Below are 18,131 nucleotides of genomic sequence, written 5' to 3'. Positions count from 1 at the left end.
AACGCCCCGGAGTTGGCGTGCGGGTCTGGCCGGGATGCGCGGAGCGGACTCGCCGCGGGCGAGTGGATCGTCGTGCGGGTGGCGCGAATTACGCCGTGGGGATTCAGTGCTGGGAGATGGGTTTCAGGTCGCCGTGGGCCGCCGCGGGGGCGGTGTTCTGGTCGGGGGTGGTGGAGCTTACCGAATAATCGCCGAGAATTTCGACGGCACCGGTTCCTGCCAGGATCATGCCCGCCGTGATGACGGCTAGTGTCGACCGCTTCATGGGCTTCTCCCTTGTCGATGAGGGTTTTTCCCGTGTGGGCGTATGAGAGTGAACGGTCCGTAACTGTGATCGCCAGTTGTTAGCTGGTCACGAAACGGTAGAACGGGACACTCCGTGCCGACAACCCCCGAATCGAGGGCGAAGCCGCTGGATGGCGCCTGTGCGCAGGTCAGCGGGTGGGTCTCGATTTGATCTCGCTTCGGTACTACTCCGCGCGCCGCAGACTGGCGGCGAGGTGATGCTGTTCCGGCTGCCCGACGGCGGCCATGCGCAAGGTGTAGTCGATCGTGTCCCCGGACACCCGGAAGGTGCGGCCGAGAGCCGTGACCAGCTTGGCGGTGCTGGTCCGGCCGATCGAGGTGGAACCCATGTCCAGGTGCAGCCCGTCCTCGTCCACGACGAGGGTGCCCTCGCAGATCTCGGTGATGCCCGTCGGGTGGGCGAGGATCAACTCGATGCGGTCCGGGCCCGCACAGCGCAGATAGCCGGTCTCCGCATGCAGCGAGCGGCCGTCGGCGGCGTGCCGGGTGCGCTGGCGATAGGTCAGGAACGGACGGCCCACGTGCCCGAACTGGATCTCCTCCTCGTAGTCGAAGGAGTCGATGGTCGGGTACTCGCCGTGACCGGAGCCCCGCCATACGCCCAGCAGGGGAGCCAGGCGGGCGATGTCGGGGTGGGGCGCGACGGGGCTGTTGGGTTCGAGCACGGCGGCCAGCATAGTGGTCGGCCGCGGATCAGGCGCGATGTCACCGTGCTGATTCGTCACAAGGACCGTACGGGGGCTTGACAGCGCGCCGGTCGGCCGATCAGTGCACGCGGTGCGCCGCGCGGCGTTCGGCGTCCGTGATCGGGGCGTCCGAGCCGGTCAGATAGCGGACCAGCATGGTGTGATCGTCCAGCAGCAGCCAGGTGACGTCGTCGGGCAGACCGGGACGTGCGGCCTTCGTCGTCACCCCGAGGTGAGCGCGGCCGCGGGTGTCGGTGCAGACCGCCGGGGTGGGCCGCGCGCCGATCTTGGCGATGGCACAGCGGGTGACCGCGCGCTCGAGCGGCGGCAGACCGGCCGTGGCGATCCAGCTGCCGGGACCCGCACCCTGCTGCACGAGCATCCGGGCCAGGCGGTTCGACCAGCGGTCCAACTCGTGCGGCTCGGGTGCGTCGATACCCGCCACGCCCGAGCGGCGACGTTGTCCGGCGGCGGTGGGGGTGCACCGAGTCCGGGCGGGCAGGCAGGTATCGCCGGACGGCGTGATCGGCTTCGACATCGTGATCTCCTTCGGGTCTGAGCACCCCCGCATTCGCGGTAGTTCAACTCTCGCTTCCCGCAACGAGATTCGGCAGCAACCCCAGTGCTGCGTGTGCGCCCCGCAGGGTGCGGTGATCGCCACCCCGGGGTGATGACTTCGAGTCGCGGTGAACCGGCGCGGCGGTTCCGACGTGGTGCGGGCGATAGCGAATGCCGTCGCGGCGGGACCGGATGCGACAATCCGGTGAGACCGGCCGTCATGTCAATGTGCTGTTCCGGATGCCTCATCTGGTGAGATGGAGCTCATCCGGTCGGCGTGAGTCGGAACGAGGTGCGGCTATGCAGACGTACGTCGAGGCCGTCGGCAGCGGAGTATCCGCATCCGCGCCGTCTGCGGTCCGGCAGTGGTGGGTATTGACGCTGCGTGTGGTGCGAGCGTCGGTGCGCAACGGTGAGTTGATGACGGCGCTGCTGGCGCCGAGCGTGTTCACGCTGGGGTTCTATGTTCCGCTGAATCGGGTGATGTCGTTCGGGCACGGGTTCGGCAGCTATGCGCAGTTCCTGATGCCGATGATCGTCATGCAGGCGGTCTCGTTCTGTGCCGCCGCAGCGGCGTTGCGGGCGGCCACCGATGCGCGCGACGGGCTGGACGACCGGTTCGCCTCGATGCCGATGCCGGTGAGCGCGCCGCTGGCGGCCCGGACGACCGCTACGGTGTACCGCATCGTCGTCGCGGTGTCGGCGGCGATCGTGTGCGGATACGTGATCGGCGCCCGATTCCAGGGAAATATCTGGCGCACAGCCGGATTCGTGATCTTCGCGGTGCTGGTCGGGCTGCTGCTCGGGCTGCTGGGCGATCTACTGGGCGCATTGACGCGCAGTCCGGAGGCGACCACGCAGGTGCTGGTGCTGCCGCAGCTGATCCTGGGCATGGTGTCCACCGGATTCGCCCCGGTCGATCAATTCCCGGACTGGATCCGGGGTTTCGCGCGGAATCAGCCGATATCCGCATTCGTGAACGTGCTGCGGGCGTTGTCCGGTGACACCGGTCCGGTGACCTGGGCGCTGCTCGGGCCGGGACTGCTGTGGCTGCTGGGCGGGCTGGTGCTGTTGGGTGCCGTCTCGGCGGTGGTCGCGGGACGGAGGCATCGATGACTGCGGTCACGGACCTGCCCCGGGTGGCCGGTCGCACCGAGATACTGCGGAACCTGGTGCCACAGACGCTCATTCAGACTCGTCGGCTGCTGGTGCGGTGGCGTCGTGATCCGGTGACGATGGTGCAGTCGCTGGGATTTCCGGCGCTGCTGCTGGTGATGATCAATACCGTGCTGGGACATCAGGTCTCGGCGTTCTCCGGGGCGAACGCGCTCTACGGTTCGGTGCCGATGGTGACCCTGGTGGGTGTGATGTCGGGTTCGCTGGCCGGTGCGATCACCCTGGGCCGGGAACGCGATGCGGGGCTGCTGGCTCGGCTGTGGGTGCTGCCGGTGCATCGCGCCTCGGGACTGTTGGCGCGAATCGTCGCCGAGGCGGTCCGGATCGTGGCCTGTACGGTCGTGTTGTTCGCGGCGGGTATGGCGCTGGGATTCCGTTTCCACGAAGGGATTCCGGCTGCGTTCGGACTGCTGGGCGTGCCCGTGCTGTACGGTCTCGGGTTCGCCACCCTGGTCACCGCAGCGGCCGTGTTCACCGCCAAATCCGCGCTGGTGGAGGTGATTTCGCTGGGATCCTCGCTGATGATGTTCTTCTCCACCGGATTCGTGCCGCTGACGGCCTATCCGGGGTGGGCCCAACCCATCGTGAAACACCAGCCGATGTCGTACGCGATCGAGGCGATGCGCGGACTGTCCCTGGGCGGTCCGGTCCGGGCGCCGCTACTGGCCACCGTGGCCTGGTCGGTGGCTGCGGTACTGGTCTTCGCGGTACCGGCCGTCGTCGGCTACAACCGCGCGAGCCGGGTCTGAAACCGCTCAGCGCAAGCGGGCGGCGGCCTCGGCGACCAGGGTGGCCGAATCGCGTGGACTCAGGGCCATCGCGCGGAGCTGGTCGAACATCACCCCGAACCGACGAATCTCGTTGTGGCCCTCGACGATGTCGTCACCGGCGATGCCCTCGACGTAGACCAGTTCCGGATCGGCGGGCTCGTGGAAGTCCAGCACCACGAACGAGCCGACCATCGCCGGATGAGCGCCGGCGTCGAAGGGCAGCACCTGCAGGATGACGTTGCGCTTGTCGGAGTACTCGCTGAGCCGTTCGAGCTGGTCGCGCATCACGTCCCGGCCGCCGACGACGCGCCGGATCGCGGCCTCGTCCAGTACGACCCACAACTCCAGCGGATTGCCCTCGCGGGCCAGCACCTTGCCGCGTTCCACCCGGGCGCGCAGCCGCTGTTCGATCACCGACGCCTCGACCTTGGGCATCGCGGTGTCCAGCACCGCCCAGGCGTAGCGCTCGGTCTGCAGCAGACCGGGGATGAACGAGGTCTGGAACAGTCGCGCCGAGAGCGCCTCGGTCTCGAAGTTGATGTAGGCGGCGTACACCTCGGACACGGCCGCCTCGAACGGGCGTGACATGCCGGGCTTGAGCGCCTCGGACAGCAGTTTCAGTGCGTCGTTGCGGCGTTCCTCCGCGACGTCGTACAGGTCCAGCATCGTCATCAGCGTGCGTCGTTGCGGGCGGGCCTGCGCGGTTTCGATCCGGTACAGCGTGGTGACGTTGATGCCGGTCTGGGAGCTGACCTCCTCCTTGCTGATCCCGGCCTCCTCCCGCATCTCCTGCAGCAGTACCGCCAGCCGTCTGAGCTGAACCGTCAGCACAGTGCGCTTACCTGCCATCGAGCCTCTCCCGTGTGCACTCGTCGCGATCCGTGTGCGTCGATCTGTCTGTGCCAGAGCCTATTCGCCTCGCTCACGGTTCGGAACCCGAACCGATTCATCTGCGCAGATCGGTGACTGTGGACCCTTGGCAACCGGTACGCAACGATGTGAATCGGACATCGACGCGGTATTCGATTCGTGATCTTCCGGACGTTCCGGACATCGGGTCGAGTGGGCGGGGTTGCGGGATGATGGCCGCGCGCGGTGTCCCGCGGGTGGTCGCGATGGGCGGAAGTCGGCGTCGGATGCGGTGCGGCGGGTGCCGAGTCCCTGATGCCGGAGGTGTGCCGGGCGTTGTCGCCGGGTGGACACGCCGACTGCGACCGGGATATCCGACCGTTCTGCCGGGTTGATACTTCGGTTATTTCGGACGTCTTTTCAGCATACTTTCGGCGATCTCCGACTGCGGTCCGGATTATTCCGGCCGGAATCTAGTCCGGTCGGTGATCGGATACCGGCGCCGGGTAATCCGTACCGTTCGGTCTCGAGATGACGTGTCCAGTAAATGATCCGAAACCGGGCGGCCGGTGTGCTTCCCGGACGGAAAGCCGGTGTGGCTCAGGCGATCCTTGTGCAGGTCGGAGGTAACGGAGGTTGACCGAACCGATGCGGATGCAATCTTGCGTTCTTGCATTTGTGCGTGCATGATTCGGGTTAGCCTAGTGATGTTCCACCGATCCGATGACCGGTACAACTCAATCCGGAGACCAACATGTTGGTGCAAATATTGGTGCAGCCCCGAGTTTTCGGGGTGCGGCAATGACTATGTCGATAGCTGGTGTGCTGCCGACCGCGCCGCAATTGTTATGCGCGTTCCAGGGGCGACGGTTCGACGACCAGGTACTCCTGCGATCGGCGCGGGCGCTGGCCGAGGTACACACTCGTCGCGTGCAACTGCGCGACCCCATCGTGACCGCCGAGATCGACTGTCGGCGCAGCGAACTCGTGGACGACATCAACGGCTGGGTCGAACGTGCCATGCCCCAGCACCGCAACGGCGCCTCGCTGCACACCGAGAGCCTGGGCGCGGTGATCGACCGTATGGCCCGCAGTTGGGTCGACGCCAATCAGGCCATCGACCGCGAGGGCGCTCGCAGCGACGCGACCCACAAGCACTGGTACCACCTGGCCGAACTCGTCGACGGGTACACCGATCTCGTCATCGACGTCGCCGGTGGCCGCCGCCGACTGCCCGAGCAGTAAACCGGGACAACCTGCGGCTCAACGTAATACCGCGCGCCCACGCACCCGGCCCAGGATCAGCAGGACCACGAGCGTCACCGCGACCAGCAGTGTGGTTCCCGCCGCGGCATCGAATACCCGGCCGCGATCGGTATCGGCGAAGATGCTGATCGGCAACGTCTTCCAGGTGGCCGGATACACCATCACGGTCGCCCCCAGCTCGCCCATGGACAGCGCGATCGCCAGACCGGCCGCCGCGCCCAGTGCGGGCAGCAGCAGTGGCAGCGTGATCCGCGTCAGCACCCGGGCCGGACTCGCCCCCAGCGATTCGGCGGCCTGCCGGAAACTCGGATCGAGCCGGTCCAGCGCCGCGGCGACCGCGCTGAACGCATAGGCCAGCACCAGCACCGAATGCGCCACGATCACAATCCATTTCGTGCCGCCCAGCAGGATCGGCCGCTGATTGAACGCGATCAGCACACCCAGTCCGATCGCCACCGACGGCACCGCGACCGGCAGATGGAATACCGCGTCGGTCACCCGCCGCCACCAGGCCGGCGCTTCGCGGGCGGCCAGCGCGGCCCACGTGCCGAGGATCAGCGAGATCGCGCCCGCCAGCAGAGCGGTCTGCAGGCTCACCGACAAGCTCGCGGCCTGTTCACCGGACAGTTCGTGCCGGAAGTTGCCCAGCCCGAGCTCCGAAGGCAGTGCGCCGGTCCAGCGGCCCGCCAGTGCCGCGGCCACCACCGTGGCGATCGGCGCGGCGAACACCACCAGGACCACCACCGCGAAGACCGCGAGCACCACCGCGCGTCCGCGTCGCGTCCACACCAGCATGATCAGCCCTCCTGGGTAGTGCGGGAGACGGTGAACCGCGCGAAGATCAGGCGGTAGGCGAGGTACAGAGCCAGCGACAGCGCCACCTGGATCGTGGCCAGCACCGCCGCGCCGGGCAGGTCGAAGGTGACGATGCCGCGGGTGTAGATCAGCGCGGGCAGGGTGATGACGCCCTTGGCTCCGGTGAACAGCACGATGCCGAATTCGTTGAGCGTCAACAGGAGTACGAGACTGCCTCCCGCGGCCAGCGCGGGCCAGGCCTCGGGCAGGACGACGCGTCGCAGGACCCGCCATGGTGAGGCGCCCAGGCTCGCGGCCACGTCCAGTTGCTCGCGCGGCAGCTGGGCGAACGCGGCCAGCAGCGGCCGGACCACGAACGGGGTGAAGTAGGTGATCTCGGCCAGGACGACGCCGGTGGGCGTGCTCAGGAAATTCATTGCGGGGGAGTGGTTTCCGGTGAGCTGGGCGATCAGTGCATCCACCGCGCCCGCGGTGCCGTAGAGGAAGGTGAACGCCAGCGTGATCAGGAAGGACGGCAACGTCAGCACGGTATCGATCAGCCGCCCCACCGCGTTCGATCCGGGAAACGGGACGAAGGCCAGCACCACCGCGACGAACGACCCCAGCACCAGGCATCCGGCGGTCGAACAGACCGCGATGGACACCGTGCGCCACAACGCATTCCGGAAGGATTCCGAACCCAGCACCGCAGACCAGGAGCCGGACTTCGCGGTGGATTCGGTCAGCACCCGCACCACCGGATACACCGCGAACAGCAGCACCACCAGCAACGGTGGCGCGGACCAGGCGATCGGACGCCAAGTGGGTCGCGTCGCGGCGCGCTCGGAGGCGTCCGGGTCGGCGGACGGTTCGACGGCGAGCGAGGTGCTCATCGGGTCCGATCCCTTTCGACGTGGGTGGTGCGGCCGTGTACCCGGTCCCCCTCACGGACCGGGTACACGGCCGACGAACCGGCCGATGGATGTCGTTGCGCCGCCACTACTCCCGCGATGCGAGTGCGGCTCGGCGGGAAACCGCGATGCCGAGCCGGTCGCGACGACGATGCGCACGCCGGTCGGATTGCGCAGGCGCAGAGGAATTCCCGGCGGTTCACGCGGACGTGCCCGGGGTCGAGCCGACCGCGGTCGGGATCAGTACGCCTGCCGGGTCCGGGAGGCGGACGCCGACCACCGCGCCGACCGCGATGTCCAGGGGGCCCGGGACGTCGGCGGTCAGTTCGATCGGCAGGCCGTTGACGTCGAGCTGGAGTCTGCTCGTAGCGCCGCGCCACACGCTGGAGACGATGGTGGCCAGCACGGCGTCGCGCTCGTTGGTGGAGCAGATCTGTACCGTGTGCGGGCGCACGCACAGCAGACCCTCGTCGTCCGGTTTCCAATCCAGTTGGCCTACACCTGGTTTCGGTGCCTGGGCGCGCAGTGTGCGTTCGCCGCACTGGACCAGTGCGGTGGTGCCGGAGATATGTTTCACCGTGCACGGCAGCAGATTCGCGCCGCCCAGGAACGCCGCGGTGAAACTGCTCGGCGGTCGTCGCCACAGATTCTCGGCGGTGTCCACGTCGACCAGGCGGGCATCGCGCATCACCGCGATCCGATCCGCCAGGGCCAGCGCCTCGGACTGATCGTGGGTGACGTACAGCATCGCGGTGTCCGGCAGGGCCTTTCGCAGCTCCTGCAGTTCGGCGAGCATGGCCTGGCGCAACTGCGCGTCCAGGGCCGCGAGCGGCTCGTCCAGCAGGAGCACCGAGGGGCGGATCGCCAGGGCGCGGGCGATCGCCACCCGCTGCTGCTGTCCGCCGGAGAGTTCCCGGGGCAGCCGTCGTGCGTAGTCGGCCATGCCGACCATCTCCAGCACCTCGCGCACTCGATCGCCGATCTGCTTGCGCGGCACGCGATGTGAGCGCAGACCGAAGGCGACGTTCTCGAACACCCGCATATGCGGGAACAACGCATAGGACTGGACGACCACGCCGATACCGCGCTTGGCCGGCGACAGATCGGTGACATCACGTCCGGCCAGCCGGACCGCGCCCGCGGTGGGCCGGACGAATCCGGCCAATGCCTTGAGCGCGGTGGATTTCCCGGAACCGCTGGGCCCCAGGAGCGCGACCGTCTCACCGGCGGCCACCCGCAGAGTGAATTCGGTCAGGGCGGTCGTGGCCCGGCGGCCGCGACCATAGCTGACGCCGACCCGATCGAAGACGATCGCGGGTTCGGTGGAGGTTCCGGTGGCGGCGTCGGCGCCGGTACCGGAGGTCGCCGGTGCGAACATGCTGCGCTCCTGAGGGTTTCGGGCTAGCTGCCGGTGGCCTTCTGATAGGCGGTGACATCGCTGTCGAGATCGTCGAGGACCTTGTTCCAGTCCGGCGACACCACGGTGACGTCCTTCAGATACGAAGCGGGAGAGGGCGTTCCCGCGGGAGCATCCTTCAGATCCGTGCGGGCCGAGACGGCCATCGCGTCCGGGCCGAGGGTCTTCTGCACGTCGGCCGAGAGCAGGAAGGTCATCAGCTTCGCGGCCGCGTCGTGATGCGGCGCGCCCTTGGCCATGCCCATCACGTACGGCAGGGCGATCGTGCTGCGCTTACCGTCCGCCGTGGCGGGGGAGAACAGGCTGAACTTGGCCCCGTTGTTCTTGATCTCGGCGAGGTTCATCTGGATGTCGCCGTTGGCGACCAGCAGTTCACCCTTGTCGACCTTGGTCTGCAGTTTGCCGGTCGAGGAGGACGGGCCGACGTTGTTGGCCTGCAACTTGGCCAGGTAGTCCAGTGCGCCCTGTTTGCCGTAGAGCTGTTGCAGCAGAACCAGAACTGCGGTGCCGTCCCCGGCCTGTCCGGGCGTCGAGTACTGCAGCTTGCCCTTGTACTCCGGCTTCAGCAGATCGTCCCAGGTCAATCCGTCGGTGTGCACCGACGGATTGGCGATGAAGGTCAGATAGTTGCCCGCGAGGGTGACGTACTTGCCGCCGGGATCCTTGTCGCCCGCAGCGATCGCGCCGGTGTCGACGCCGCCGTCCTGGAGCAGATTCTGCTTGGCGGCCTTCTGGATGAACGGCGGCAGCGTCACCACGAGATCGGCCTGCGGGTTGGACTGCTCCTTGTCGATCCGGTTCACCACCTCACCGGATCCGGCTTCCACATAGTTGACCGAAATGCCGGTCTGCTTGGTGAATTCGGCGAATTCGGGTTTGTACCAGTCGGCCATCCCGTCGGCGGAGTACACGGTGACGGTCTTGCCGTCGCCCGCGCTCGTGCCGGTGCCGCCGCAGGCCGCGACGGACAGGGTCAGGGTTGCGGCGGAACCCAGGATCAACGCGGCGCGTGCGAGGCGGGAGATCGGAATACGCACGATGACTGCAACTTTCGTTCAGAGCGGAAGAGAGAGTGGGAGATGGGTCAGGGGAGTTCGGCCAGCAGCAGGTCGGCGAATTCGACCACCGAGGGCACGATGTGGGTGGCTCCGGCCTCGCGCAGCCGGTCCTCGGTGTGCGCGCCGGTGAGTGTGCCCGCCACGACGCGTGCGCCCGCGGCCAGGCCGGTTTCGATATCGCTGGCCGTATCGCCCAGCACCGCAACACGATCCACCGCACCCGCACCGAGGCGCAGCAGTGCGGTGAGCACCATGTCCGGATAGGGGCGCCCGCGCCCGGCCTCGGCGGGGCACAGGGTCAGATCGGCGATCTCGTGCCAGGCCAGCGCGTCCAGCAGGCGATCCTGGGTGCCGCGGCTGAAACCGGTGGTCAGGGCGACCTTGATCCCGGCACCACGCAGCCGCGTGATCGCCTCGGCCGCACCGGGAATCGGGGTCGCGTCGGCGGCGAACTCGTCGTAGGCGGCCTCGAAGGCGCGGTTGGCCTGCTGGGCGCGGTCCTCGTCACCGAGTATCGCGCGGAACACCGCGATCTTGGACTGGCCCATCGTGCGCACCACGTAATCGGTGGCGGCCTCACGTTCGGGACCCTGCGCCGGGATGCCCGCGGCGGTGGCGGCGGCGTCGAAGGCGCGCAGCACCAGGCCGCCATCGGCGACGGTGGTTCCGGCCATGTCCAGGACGGCAAGTTCGATTCGTTTGTCGGACAAGATACTTCCCTTCAAGGGTTCGAGACCGTCAGAGGTTCAGCAGGTCGGCGGTTTCCTCGCCGATGGCGGGGCCCAGGGTCATGCCGCGCCCGCCGGGACCGGTGACGACCCAGACGTCGTCGGCGGCCTGCGCGCGGGTGACGATGGCGTTCGGGTCGGTGCTCTGGCTGTAGACACCGGCCCAGCGGCGCACGATCGGGGGGAGTCGGCGGCCGAGGAGTTCCTCGGTGACGGCGGTGAGGTGTTCGTACGGTGCCTCGTCCACGTCGAAGCCGAACGGCTCGTCGTATTCGTGGGTGTCGCCGATGGTCAGGCCGCCGTGCAGCCGCTGCACGCACAGCAACTGCATGCGGTGCTGTGCGGCGGTGAAGGTCTGGGCCTCCTCGAGTCGCAGGCGCTCGAGGGCCTCGCCCGCGAAACCCGGGTAGTAGCGGAAGCTGTCGCCGTCGGCGATGGCGGTGGTGAGCGGCTCGCCCAGCGGCGCGGTCTGCATCATCTGCAACCGGACCCGTCGAACGGGTATGTCGCCCACCAGTTCCCGGGTCAGGCCCGAATGCGCGGCCCCCGGGCAGACCAGCACGAGATCGGCTTCGAAGCGGCGGCCGTGATCGTCCACGACGACTCCGCCGCTGATCGTGCGCGCCTCGGCTCCGGCGTGGAAGGTGTAACGGCCGGTGCGTGCCATATGGGCGCGCAGCGCGGGCATGGCCTGGCGGGACTCCACCGCCGCATCGGTCGAACAGTGCAGTCCGGCAAGGAATTTGCCGCGCAAGGCCGGATTGATCTCCCGCACGCGACCGGGATCGAGCAGTTCGAATCCGCGCTCGTCCGCGCTCGGTCCGGTCGCGGCGGCCTCGGCGACGGCGAGTTCGGCCGCGGTGCGCACCAGCGTGATCGAGCCCGCCGGGCGGAATCCCACCCCGGCGACTCGGCCGCCGATCTCCTCCCACAACCGGCGCGAGCGCAGCGTAAATTCCAATTCGCCCGCGCTGCGCCCCGATACCCAGACCAGGCCGAAGTTGCGGACCGTGGCGCCGCGGGCCTCGGCCTCGCGTTCGAGCTGAACGACCGTATGTCCGCGGCCGATCGCGGCCAGGGCATGTGCGGTGCCGAGGATCCCGCCGCCGATGATGACCAATCGCATAGTCAAAATGATGCGCAATGGTCTAGACCGTAGGGTGTTTCCTGCCCCAACACTGGGTTAACAATTGGTATAGACCAATTAGGGTATGCTGTGGGGATGAATGCGAGGGACGCCGGGCGCCACGATCCGGCGAGCGGTCTTGCTCGGCGCGGGGCCGGTGTGCGCGTCGAGAAAGGGATTGCCGAGAATCATGGTGTGAGCGATCTCGCGACCGATTTCGGGCGGATGTCCAAGGCGTACCGCGTGCGGACCGAAATCGAGGCGATCCTGGACCGATTGGGCGAGGGCGACCAGGTGCCACCCGAGCGTGAACTCGCCGCGCGCTTCGAGGTCGCCCGCGAAACCGTCCGGCAGGCGCTTCGAGAACTGCTGGTGCAGGGCAGGATTCGCCGTCAGGGCCGGGGTACCGTGGTCTCCCGCCCGAAGATGGTGCAGCCCTTGTCGTTGCGCTCGTACACCGAGGGGGCGATCGGGCTCGGCCGCCGCCCCGGACGCCTGCTGGTCGGCTGGGACGACATTCCCGCCGATCCGGAAACCGCTGCCGCGCTCGATATCTCGACCGGCTCGACGGTGATGCACCTGGAGCGCGTCCTGCTGGCCGACGACGAGAAGGTCGGCCTGGAGAGCACCTACCTCACCCCCGCCCGCTTCGGCGCTCTGCGCACGACCTACGACCCGACCACCTCCCTCTACGCGGCCATCCGAGCCTCGGGCGTCGTGTTCGGCTCGGCGGTCGAACGCATCGAAACCGTCCTGGCCTCCCCGCGCGAGGCGGCGCTGCTGGAATGCACCACCGCCCTGCCGATGATCCTGCTGCATCGCCGCACCATCGACGCCGAAGGCGTTCCGATCGAACGGGTGCGCGCCCTGTATCGCGGCGACCGCATGGCCTTCGAAACCCAACTGCGCGAATGAAATTCGCGCAGGTCAGCGGACCTGCGGGGCGACCTTCTCGCCGAGCAGCTCGATGGTGTGCAGGACCTTGTCGTGCGGCAGCGTGCCGACGCTCGGGTGCAGCATGAAACGGTCCAGGTCGAGGGTGTCGCGGACGGCGGCGATCTTCTCCGCGACGCGGTCGGGTGTGCCGACGAACAGGGATCCGGCGGGGGAGCGCAGGGCTTCGAACTGGTCGGGAGTCATATCGCCCCAGCCGCGTTCGCGGCCCAGGCCGCTCATCGCCGCGGCATAGGGTTCGTAGAACTCGGCCACGGCCTGTGCGTCGGTGTCGGCGATATAGCCGTGTGCGTGTACCGCGATCGGTTGCCGTTCGTGGCCGCCTTCCTCGAGGGCGCGGTGGTACAGGTCGACCAGGGGCCGGAATCGGGCCGGTTGGCCGCCGATGATGGCCAGGGCCAGCGGCAGACCCAGCAGCCCGGCACGCGCCACCGACTGCGGGCTGCCGCCGACCGCGATCCATACCGGCAGCGGCCGGTCGGTGCGCGGCTGGACGACGGTGTCGTGCAGTGCGGGCCGGAATCGGCCGGACCAGTTCACCGGCTCGTCCGCGCGCAGGCGCAGCAGCAGGGCGAGCTTCTCGTCGAAAAGGTCGTCGTAGTCCGCCAGGTCGAATCCGAACAGGGGAAACGACTCGGTGAAGGACCCACGTCCGGCCATCAGCTCGGCGCGACCGTCGGAGAGCAGATCGAGGGTGGCGAATTCCTGGTACAGGCGTACCGGATCCGCGGAGCTGAGCACGCTCACCGCGCTGGTCAGCTGGATGCGTTCGGTGCGTCCGGCGATGGTCGCCAGGACCACCGCGGGTGCGGACGCCGCGAAATCCTCGCGATGGTGCTCGCCGACGCCGTAGACGTCCAGGCCCGCGCGTTCGGCGGCGACGGCCTCCTCGACCACGTGCCGCAGCCGTTCACCCGCACTCGGTGCGGGGCGGTCGCCGACCGCATGCCGTTCGGCGAAGGTCGTCAGTCCCAGTTCCATTGTTCTTCCTCCCATGATGCCGATGTCGACAGCCTAAACGGACCATGGTCCGGATAAATTCCGCGGGGATCGGCGTCGCGGAGTGCCGAGAATCTCGGTGCCGAGTGCGGATAGTCTTGTCGCATGGCAGTCCGCACTCGCAAGCCGCTCGTTCCCGGCGTTCAGTCCCCGACCCGTGAGGTTCCGCGATCGATCGCGCGTCCGGAATACGCGTGGAAGAAAACGGCCAACGAGGGTCACGAGCCCTGGGTGCAGACGCCCGAGACGATCGAGAAGATGCGCATCGCCAGCAAGATCGCCGCGCAGGCGCTGCAGGAGGCGGGCAAGGCCGTCGTCCCCGGCGCGCTGACCGACGATCTGGACCGCATCGCCCACGAGTACATGTGCGATCACGGCGCGTACCCGTCGACGCTGGGCTACAAGGGATTTCCCAAATCCTGCTGCACCTCGCTGAACGAGGTGATCTGCCACGGCATTCCGGACTCGACGCTCATCGAGGACGGCGACATCGTCAACATCGACGTCACCGCCTACATCGACGGCGTGCACGGCGACACCAACGCCACCTTCCTCGCCGGTGATGTGGATGAGGAGGCGCGGCTGCTGGTCGAGCGCACCCACGAGGCGACCATGCGCGCGATCAAGGCGGTGCGGCCGGGCCGGGCGCTGAACGTCATCGGGCGCGTCATCGAGTCCTACGCCAACCGCTTCGGTTACGGCGTCGTGCGCGATTTCACCGGCCACGGCGTCGGACCCACCTTCCACAGCGGCCTGGTCATCCTGCACTACGACCAGCCCGCCATCGAATCGATCATCGAGCCCGGCATGACGTTCACCATCGAGCCGATGATCAACCTCGGCGGCATCGACTACGAGATCTGGAACGACGGCTGGACCGTCGTCACCAAGGACCGCAAGTGGACCGCCCAGTTCGAGCACACCCTCGTCGTCACCGACACCGGCGCGGAAATCCTCACCCTCCCGTGAGCGCGCGCACGTCCCGCGGCTCGAGCCGCGCACGTGGTGCCCGGTTGTGTCCGGGTTCGGCGGTGCGGTGAAAGGGGCGTTGCTGGTCGCCGGGACGACCTCGGACGCGGGCAAGAGCGTCGTGGTCGCCGGGTTGTGCCGGATGCTGGCGCGGCGGGGAGTGCGGGTGGCGCCGTTCAAGGCGCAGAACATGTCGAACAACTCGGTGGTCGCGCTCGACGGTGGGGAGATCGGGCGGGCGCAGGCGTTGCAGGCGCGGGCGTGCGGGCTCGAGCCGAGTGTGCGGTTCAATCCGGTGCTGCTCAAGCCCGGGAGTGATCGGCGCTCGCAGTTGGTGGTTCGGGGGCGGGCCGTGGATACGGTCGGGGCGCGGGACTATTTCCGGCATCGGCGCCAGCTGCGGGAGGTGGTGGCCGGTGAATTGGCCGCGCTGCGAGCCGAATTCGATGTGGTGATCTGTGAGGGTGCCGGATCGCCCGCCGAAATCAATCTGCGGGCAACGGATCTGGCGAACATGGGTTTGGCGCGGGCGGCGGATCTGCCCGTCCTGCTGGTCGGCGACATCGATCGCGGGGGTGTGCTCGCGCACCTGTTCGGGACCGTGGCGATTCTGGAACCCGAAGACCAACAGCTCATCTGCGGATTCATCGTGAACAAGTTCCGCGGTGACGTCGAATTGCTCCGTCCCGGGCTCGATACGCTCACCGAGCTCACCGGACGTCCCACCCTCGGTGTCCTGCCCTTCGCCGAGGACCTGTGGATCGACGCCGAGGATTCCCTGGGCACCGTCGCCGACGCTCCGGTGGGCCGCCCGCGCCCGCCGCTCGGGACCGAATGGCTGACCGTCGCGGCGATCCGGTTGCCGCGCATCTCCAACTCCACCGACGTGGAGGCGCTGGCCTGCGAACCCGGCGTCTCGGTGCGCTGGGCGGACGATCCGTCCCGGCTGGCCGACGCCGACCTGGTGGTCCTGCCGGGCAGCAAATCCACCGTGAGCGATCTGGAATGGTTGCGCCGCACCGGAATTGCCGATGCCCTGTGCGCGCGCGCCGCGGCCGGACGGCCGATCCTGGGCATCTGCGGCGGATACCAGATGCTGGCCCGGCGCATCGTGGACGAGGTGGAATCGAGTGCGGGGGAGGTCGCCGGACTCGGCCTGTTGGATCTGGACATCGAGTTCAGCGAACCGAAGGTGTTGCGCCGCACCGCCGGTCGGGCAGCCGACTCCGGAATACCGTTGAGTGGCTACGAGATCCATTACGGCCGCGCGCGCCGCACCGGTGATCCGGCCTGGCTCGAACTCGACGACGGTCGCACCGAGGGCAGTGTGCGCGGGGCGATCCGCGGCACGCACCTGCACGGTCTGATGGAGTCCGACGACTTCCGCCGGGCCTGGTTGCGCGAGGTCGCCGCACAGGCCGGACGCTCCGGATTCCGTGTCGCCGAGGATGTTTCGGCCGTCGCCGAACGTGAGTCCCAGCTCGATCTGCTCGCCGATCTGATCGAGAAACATCTCGACATGACCGCGCTGGAACAGCTGATCACCACCGGCGTTCCGGACGGACTGCCCACCCTTGCGACGTCGCGGAACACGAACGCCTGAGCGCGATGCGTTCGGATCGGCGAACAGCCGCTCGACCGGCAGATAAACAGTCCGCGCGCCGATTCGGTGGCGGCTCGTGGCGGAGCTCTCCGCGGGCGTCGGTACGTGGGCAGCGACACGAGGTCTCGCGGGCGTCGGCCGTGTAGCGTGGGTCGGCATGGAAATACGGCGGATCGCGGTCGGTGACCGCGCCTGGACCGTTCGAATCGATGGCTCGCAGTTCCGGCATACGGTCGTCCTGCTGCCCGACGCGGGTGCTCCGGCAGATGTATACGACGCGGTGTGCGCCCGCCTGAACACCTCGGACCTCCGCACGATCGTGCTGGAATCGGTCGAGGGACTCGATACCGTGGGCGTGTACGCGATCCTGGACGAACTCGGCGTCCCGTGGGCCAACCTCGCCGGTTACGGTGCGGGGGCCGATCTGGCCTGGCAGCTCGCCGCCCGCGGCTTCGGCCGATTCATGGGCCTGGTCGCCGCCGGACGCGGACATCCGGCCGCCCCCGGCCCCGACGGTGCCGTCACCGATGCGAACTGCCCCGCCGTGGAGATCCCCACCACCGTCGTCGCGACCAAGAACCTGGCCCGCCCGGCCGCCGAGGCCGCCGCCCGCCACGTCTACGGGGAATTCCGCGTCGCGCAGGTCGACGTCACCGATCCGGCCGCCGAGGCGGCCCAGGAATTCGCCACCGAGATCGTGCTCCGCAGCGGCCAATGGTGAGTGCGGGACGCTAGGCGCGGTAGTCGGTGAGCCAGCGCAGCCAGGAGTCCAGTTCGGTGAACGCTCGCCGACGCACTGGTTCGGCGGACAGGAACACGTCGTGGCGGGCGCCCTCGATCGGCACGATATTGGTGCGTTCGCCCAGGCAACCGGCCCAGCGTTGGATCTGGCGCACGTCGAGTACGGTGTCCGCGACATCGGCCGCGGGGCCGTAGGCGCGCATGAACTTGGTCACCTTCGAGCGCAGGATCAGCGCGGGAACGCCGATGTCCAGGCCGCGCTGCAACTGGGCGTGCCCGCGCCGGATCGCGCGCAACCAGCCGAAATGCACCGGGAATCCGCTCAGCGGCTTCCAGTCCAGGTCGTAATCCCATTCGCCGGACGCGCTGCGATGCAGGCTGTCGCCGTAGGTGGTGACCTTCTGTCCGGGCAGGGTGGCCATGGCGCGCAGGCGGCCCAGTCCGCCGATCACGGTGTTGCCGACGATGGTGCGGTAGTAGGCCGGGCCTTGCAGATCGAACCAGGGGCTGTTCAGTGCCAGTCCGGTGATTCCCTGTGCGGCAACGCCTTCGGAAGCCTGGAGCCGATCCAGCCAGAGCGAGGTCACCAGTCCGCCGGTGGAGTGTCCCATCACCAGCACCGGCAGGCCGGTCTCCTCGCGCACGATGCGCAGCGCCTCGTTCAACTCGGTGTCGTACAGCGCCAGGTCGGTGACGTAGTGCGGGGTCTGCCCCGGACGCAGCGAACGCCCGCACTTGCGCAGATCCAGGGCGAAGAAGCGGTAGCCCTGGTCGGCCATGTGCTCGGCGAGGTGCCGTTGGAAGAAGTAGTCGGTGAAACCGTGCACGTACAACACCGCGCCGGTCGCCTCGGCCGTGGCGAGATATCGGACCAGGGTGGCCTCGACCGTGCCTTCGCCGTCCGGGTCGGAGCCCAGGGGTATCCGGCGCTGTTCGTATCCCTCACCGAGGACATCGGGCTGCCAGGAGTCGGTCCGCGGCCCGGCCAGCGGCGTCTCGTTCGTCACAGCCCCCACGATATTCGACCCGCTCAGCGGCGTCGCGGCACAGGTAGGCCGCTCACAGTGGGTGTGGCGGTTTCGGAATCGGGCATGTCGAGGGGCAGAATCAGGTTGAAGTGAACGACGGGTAACCTCGAACCCGCCGTATTCGCCGGAATTCCGGTGACGCACAACACAATGCCCAGGTGGTCCGCCCGGGGCGGGACCGCGCATAAGGA

At 68.1% G+C, this 18,131-nt stretch carries 19 protein-coding genes; 7 read left to right on the top strand and 12 right to left on the bottom strand.

What is annotated here, in order from left to right:
• Positions 1-103 precede the first annotated feature (103 nt).
• The 3 genes from ON40_RS52010 to ON40_RS22995 form a co-directional block, all read right to left on the bottom strand.
• Positions 104-265 (bottom strand): hypothetical protein, encoded by a 162-nt coding sequence (locus ON40_RS52010; protein WP_157186380.1) that lies wholly within the window; start codon positions 263-265, stop codon positions 104-106.
• Between the two features lie 205 nt (positions 266-470).
• Positions 471-983, bottom strand: coding sequence for a peroxynitrite isomerase (locus tag ON40_RS23000; RefSeq protein ID WP_051193447.1), 513 nt, complete (start codon positions 981-983; stop codon positions 471-473).
• An 88-nt stretch (positions 984-1,071) separates the two neighbouring features.
• The gene (locus ON40_RS22995; RefSeq protein ID WP_051193418.1) at positions 1,072-1,530 is read right to left on the bottom strand and encodes a hypothetical protein; all 459 of its coding nucleotides are present in this window, start codon (positions 1,528-1,530) and stop codon (positions 1,072-1,074) included.
• Positions 1,531-1,850: 320 nt separating this feature from the next.
• Here ON40_RS22995 and ON40_RS22990 point away from each other — a divergent pair, with 320 nt between their 5' ends.
• Together ON40_RS22990 and ON40_RS22985 are read left to right on the top strand one after the other, a co-directional pair.
• On the top strand, positions 1,851-2,666 hold the full coding sequence (locus ON40_RS22990; protein WP_040825845.1) for an ABC transporter permease: 816 nt from the start codon (positions 1,851-1,853) through the stop codon (positions 2,664-2,666).
• Positions 2,663-3,475 carry an ABC transporter permease gene (locus ON40_RS22985; protein WP_051193417.1) on the top strand — a complete coding sequence of 271 codons (813 nt, stop codon included), beginning with the start codon at positions 2,663-2,665 and terminating at the stop codon, positions 3,473-3,475. The genes ON40_RS22990 and ON40_RS22985 overlap by 4 nt, the downstream gene beginning before the upstream one ends.
• Before the next feature lie 6 nt (positions 3,476-3,481).
• Here ON40_RS22985 and ON40_RS22980 read toward each other — a convergent pair whose 3' ends face one another.
• On the bottom strand, positions 3,482-4,345 hold the full coding sequence (locus tag ON40_RS22980; RefSeq protein ID WP_040825841.1) for a helix-turn-helix domain-containing protein: 864 nt from the start codon (positions 4,343-4,345) through the stop codon (positions 3,482-3,484).
• An 801-nt stretch (positions 4,346-5,146) separates the two neighbouring features.
• Between ON40_RS22980 and ON40_RS22975 the strand changes: the two genes are divergently transcribed.
• Positions 5,147-5,590 (top strand): DUF4254 domain-containing protein, encoded by a 444-nt coding sequence (locus ON40_RS22975; RefSeq protein ID WP_040825839.1) that lies wholly within the window; start codon positions 5,147-5,149, stop codon positions 5,588-5,590.
• A gap of 18 nt (positions 5,591-5,608) precedes the next feature.
• Here the strand turns inward: ON40_RS22975 and ON40_RS22970 are convergent, their stop codons facing one another.
• From ON40_RS22970 to ON40_RS22945, 6 genes are all read right to left on the bottom strand, one after another.
• Positions 5,609-6,406 carry an ABC transporter permease subunit gene (locus ON40_RS22970; protein WP_040825837.1) on the bottom strand — a complete coding sequence of 266 codons (798 nt, stop codon included), beginning with the start codon at positions 6,404-6,406 and terminating at the stop codon, positions 5,609-5,611.
• Positions 6,407-6,408: 2 nt separating this feature from the next.
• Entirely contained in the window at positions 6,409-7,299 is an 891-nt protein-coding gene (locus ON40_RS22965) for a 2-aminoethylphosphonate ABC transporter permease subunit (protein WP_040825835.1), read from the bottom strand.
• Between the two features lie 217 nt (positions 7,300-7,516).
• Positions 7,517-8,695 carry an ABC transporter ATP-binding protein gene (locus tag ON40_RS22960; protein ID WP_040825832.1) on the bottom strand — a complete coding sequence of 393 codons (1,179 nt, stop codon included), beginning with the start codon at positions 8,693-8,695 and terminating at the stop codon, positions 7,517-7,519.
• Positions 8,696-8,718: 23 nt separating this feature from the next.
• Positions 8,719-9,765, bottom strand: a complete 1,047-nt coding sequence (locus ON40_RS22955; RefSeq protein WP_040826067.1) for a 2-aminoethylphosphonate ABC transporter substrate-binding protein — start codon at positions 9,763-9,765, stop codon at positions 8,719-8,721.
• 53 nt (positions 9,766-9,818) lie between these two features.
• On the bottom strand, positions 9,819-10,502 hold the full coding sequence (locus ON40_RS22950) for a phosphonatase-like hydrolase (RefSeq protein ID WP_040826066.1): 684 nt from the start codon (positions 10,500-10,502) through the stop codon (positions 9,819-9,821).
• Between the two features lie 28 nt (positions 10,503-10,530).
• Positions 10,531-11,646: a TIGR03364 family FAD-dependent oxidoreductase gene (locus tag ON40_RS22945; RefSeq protein ID WP_040825830.1), complete on the bottom strand. Its 1,116-nt coding sequence runs from the start codon at positions 11,644-11,646 to the stop codon at positions 10,531-10,533.
• Positions 11,647-11,871: 225 nt separating this feature from the next.
• Between ON40_RS22945 and ON40_RS22940 the strand changes: the two genes are divergently transcribed.
• Positions 11,872-12,561, top strand: coding sequence for a GntR family transcriptional regulator (locus tag ON40_RS22940; protein ID WP_040826065.1), 690 nt, complete (start codon positions 11,872-11,874; stop codon positions 12,559-12,561).
• Positions 12,562-12,573: 12 nt separating this feature from the next.
• Here the strand turns inward: ON40_RS22940 and ON40_RS22935 are convergent, their stop codons facing one another.
• A complete protein-coding gene (locus ON40_RS22935; protein ID WP_040825828.1) occupies positions 12,574-13,581 on the bottom strand; it encodes an Atu2307/SP_0267 family LLM class monooxygenase in 1,008 nt (335 codons plus the stop codon).
• Between the two features lie 123 nt (positions 13,582-13,704).
• Here ON40_RS22935 and map point away from each other — a divergent pair, with 123 nt between their 5' ends.
• The 3 genes from map to ON40_RS22920 all read left to right on the top strand — a co-directional run bounded on the left by map (position 13,705) and on the right by ON40_RS22920 (position 16,892).
• Complete coding sequence (gene map / locus ON40_RS22930) at positions 13,705-14,568, top strand: type I methionyl aminopeptidase (protein ID WP_040825826.1); 864 nt, start codon at positions 13,705-13,707, stop codon at positions 14,566-14,568.
• 67 nt (positions 14,569-14,635) lie between these two features.
• Positions 14,636-16,171 carry a cobyric acid synthase gene (locus tag ON40_RS22925; protein WP_040826064.1) on the top strand — a complete coding sequence of 512 codons (1,536 nt, stop codon included), beginning with the start codon at positions 14,636-14,638 and terminating at the stop codon, positions 16,169-16,171.
• 157 nt (positions 16,172-16,328) lie between these two features.
• Entirely contained in the window at positions 16,329-16,892 is a 564-nt protein-coding gene (locus tag ON40_RS22920) for a hypothetical protein (protein WP_040825824.1), read from the top strand.
• Between the two features lie 10 nt (positions 16,893-16,902).
• Here the strand turns inward: ON40_RS22920 and ON40_RS22915 are convergent, their stop codons facing one another.
• Complete coding sequence (locus tag ON40_RS22915; protein WP_051193414.1) at positions 16,903-17,919, bottom strand: alpha/beta hydrolase; 1,017 nt, start codon at positions 17,917-17,919, stop codon at positions 16,903-16,905.
• Between the last annotated feature and the right edge of the window lie 212 nt (positions 17,920-18,131).

This window comes from Nocardia jiangxiensis NBRC 101359, from assembly GCF_000308615.1.
GTDB classification, from domain to species: Bacteria; Actinomycetota; Actinomycetes; order Mycobacteriales; family Mycobacteriaceae; genus Nocardia; species Nocardia jiangxiensis.
Note: the sequence above shows the minus strand (reverse complement) of the source record. Positions and strands in the feature narration are given on the sequence as shown.

Bases quoted from the DNA above. Each gene is read 5' to 3' on its own strand.
- ON40_RS22965 (WP_040825835.1), bottom strand. From the start codon at position 7,299: ATGAGCACCTCGCTCGCCGTCGAACCGTCCGCCGACCCGGACGCCTCC.
- ON40_RS22980 (WP_040825841.1), bottom strand. From the start codon at position 4,345: ATGGCAGGTAAGCGCACTGTGCTGACGGTTCAGCTCAGACGGCTGGCG.
- ON40_RS22975 (WP_040825839.1), top strand. From the start codon at position 5,147: ATGACTATGTCGATAGCTGGTGTGCTGCCGACCGCGCCGCAATTGTTA.
- ON40_RS22935 (WP_040825828.1), bottom strand. From the start codon at position 13,581: ATGGAACTGGGACTGACGACCTTCGCCGAACGGCATGCGGTCGGCGAC.
- ON40_RS22940 (WP_040826065.1), top strand. From the start codon at position 11,872: ATGTCCAAGGCGTACCGCGTGCGGACCGAAATCGAGGCGATCCTGGAC.
- ON40_RS22970 (WP_040825837.1), bottom strand. From the start codon at position 6,406: ATGCTGGTGTGGACGCGACGCGGACGCGCGGTGGTGCTCGCGGTCTTC.
- ON40_RS22920 (WP_040825824.1), top strand. From the start codon at position 16,329: ATGGAAATACGGCGGATCGCGGTCGGTGACCGCGCCTGGACCGTTCGA.
- ON40_RS22960 (WP_040825832.1), bottom strand. From the start codon at position 8,695: ATGTTCGCACCGGCGACCTCCGGTACCGGCGCCGACGCCGCCACCGGA.
- ON40_RS52010 (WP_157186380.1), bottom strand. From the start codon at position 265: ATGAAGCGGTCGACACTAGCCGTCATCACGGCGGGCATGATCCTGGCA.
- ON40_RS22995 (WP_051193418.1), bottom strand. From the start codon at position 1,530: ATGTCGAAGCCGATCACGCCGTCCGGCGATACCTGCCTGCCCGCCCGG.
- map (WP_040825826.1), top strand. From the start codon at position 13,705: ATGGCAGTCCGCACTCGCAAGCCGCTCGTTCCCGGCGTTCAGTCCCCG.
- ON40_RS22945 (WP_040825830.1), bottom strand. From the start codon at position 11,646: ATGCGATTGGTCATCATCGGCGGCGGGATCCTCGGCACCGCACATGCC.
- ON40_RS22990 (WP_040825845.1), top strand. From the start codon at position 1,851: ATGCAGACGTACGTCGAGGCCGTCGGCAGCGGAGTATCCGCATCCGCG.
- ON40_RS22985 (WP_051193417.1), top strand. From the start codon at position 2,663: ATGACTGCGGTCACGGACCTGCCCCGGGTGGCCGGTCGCACCGAGATA.
- ON40_RS23000 (WP_051193447.1), bottom strand. From the start codon at position 983: ATGCTGGCCGCCGTGCTCGAACCCAACAGCCCCGTCGCGCCCCACCCC.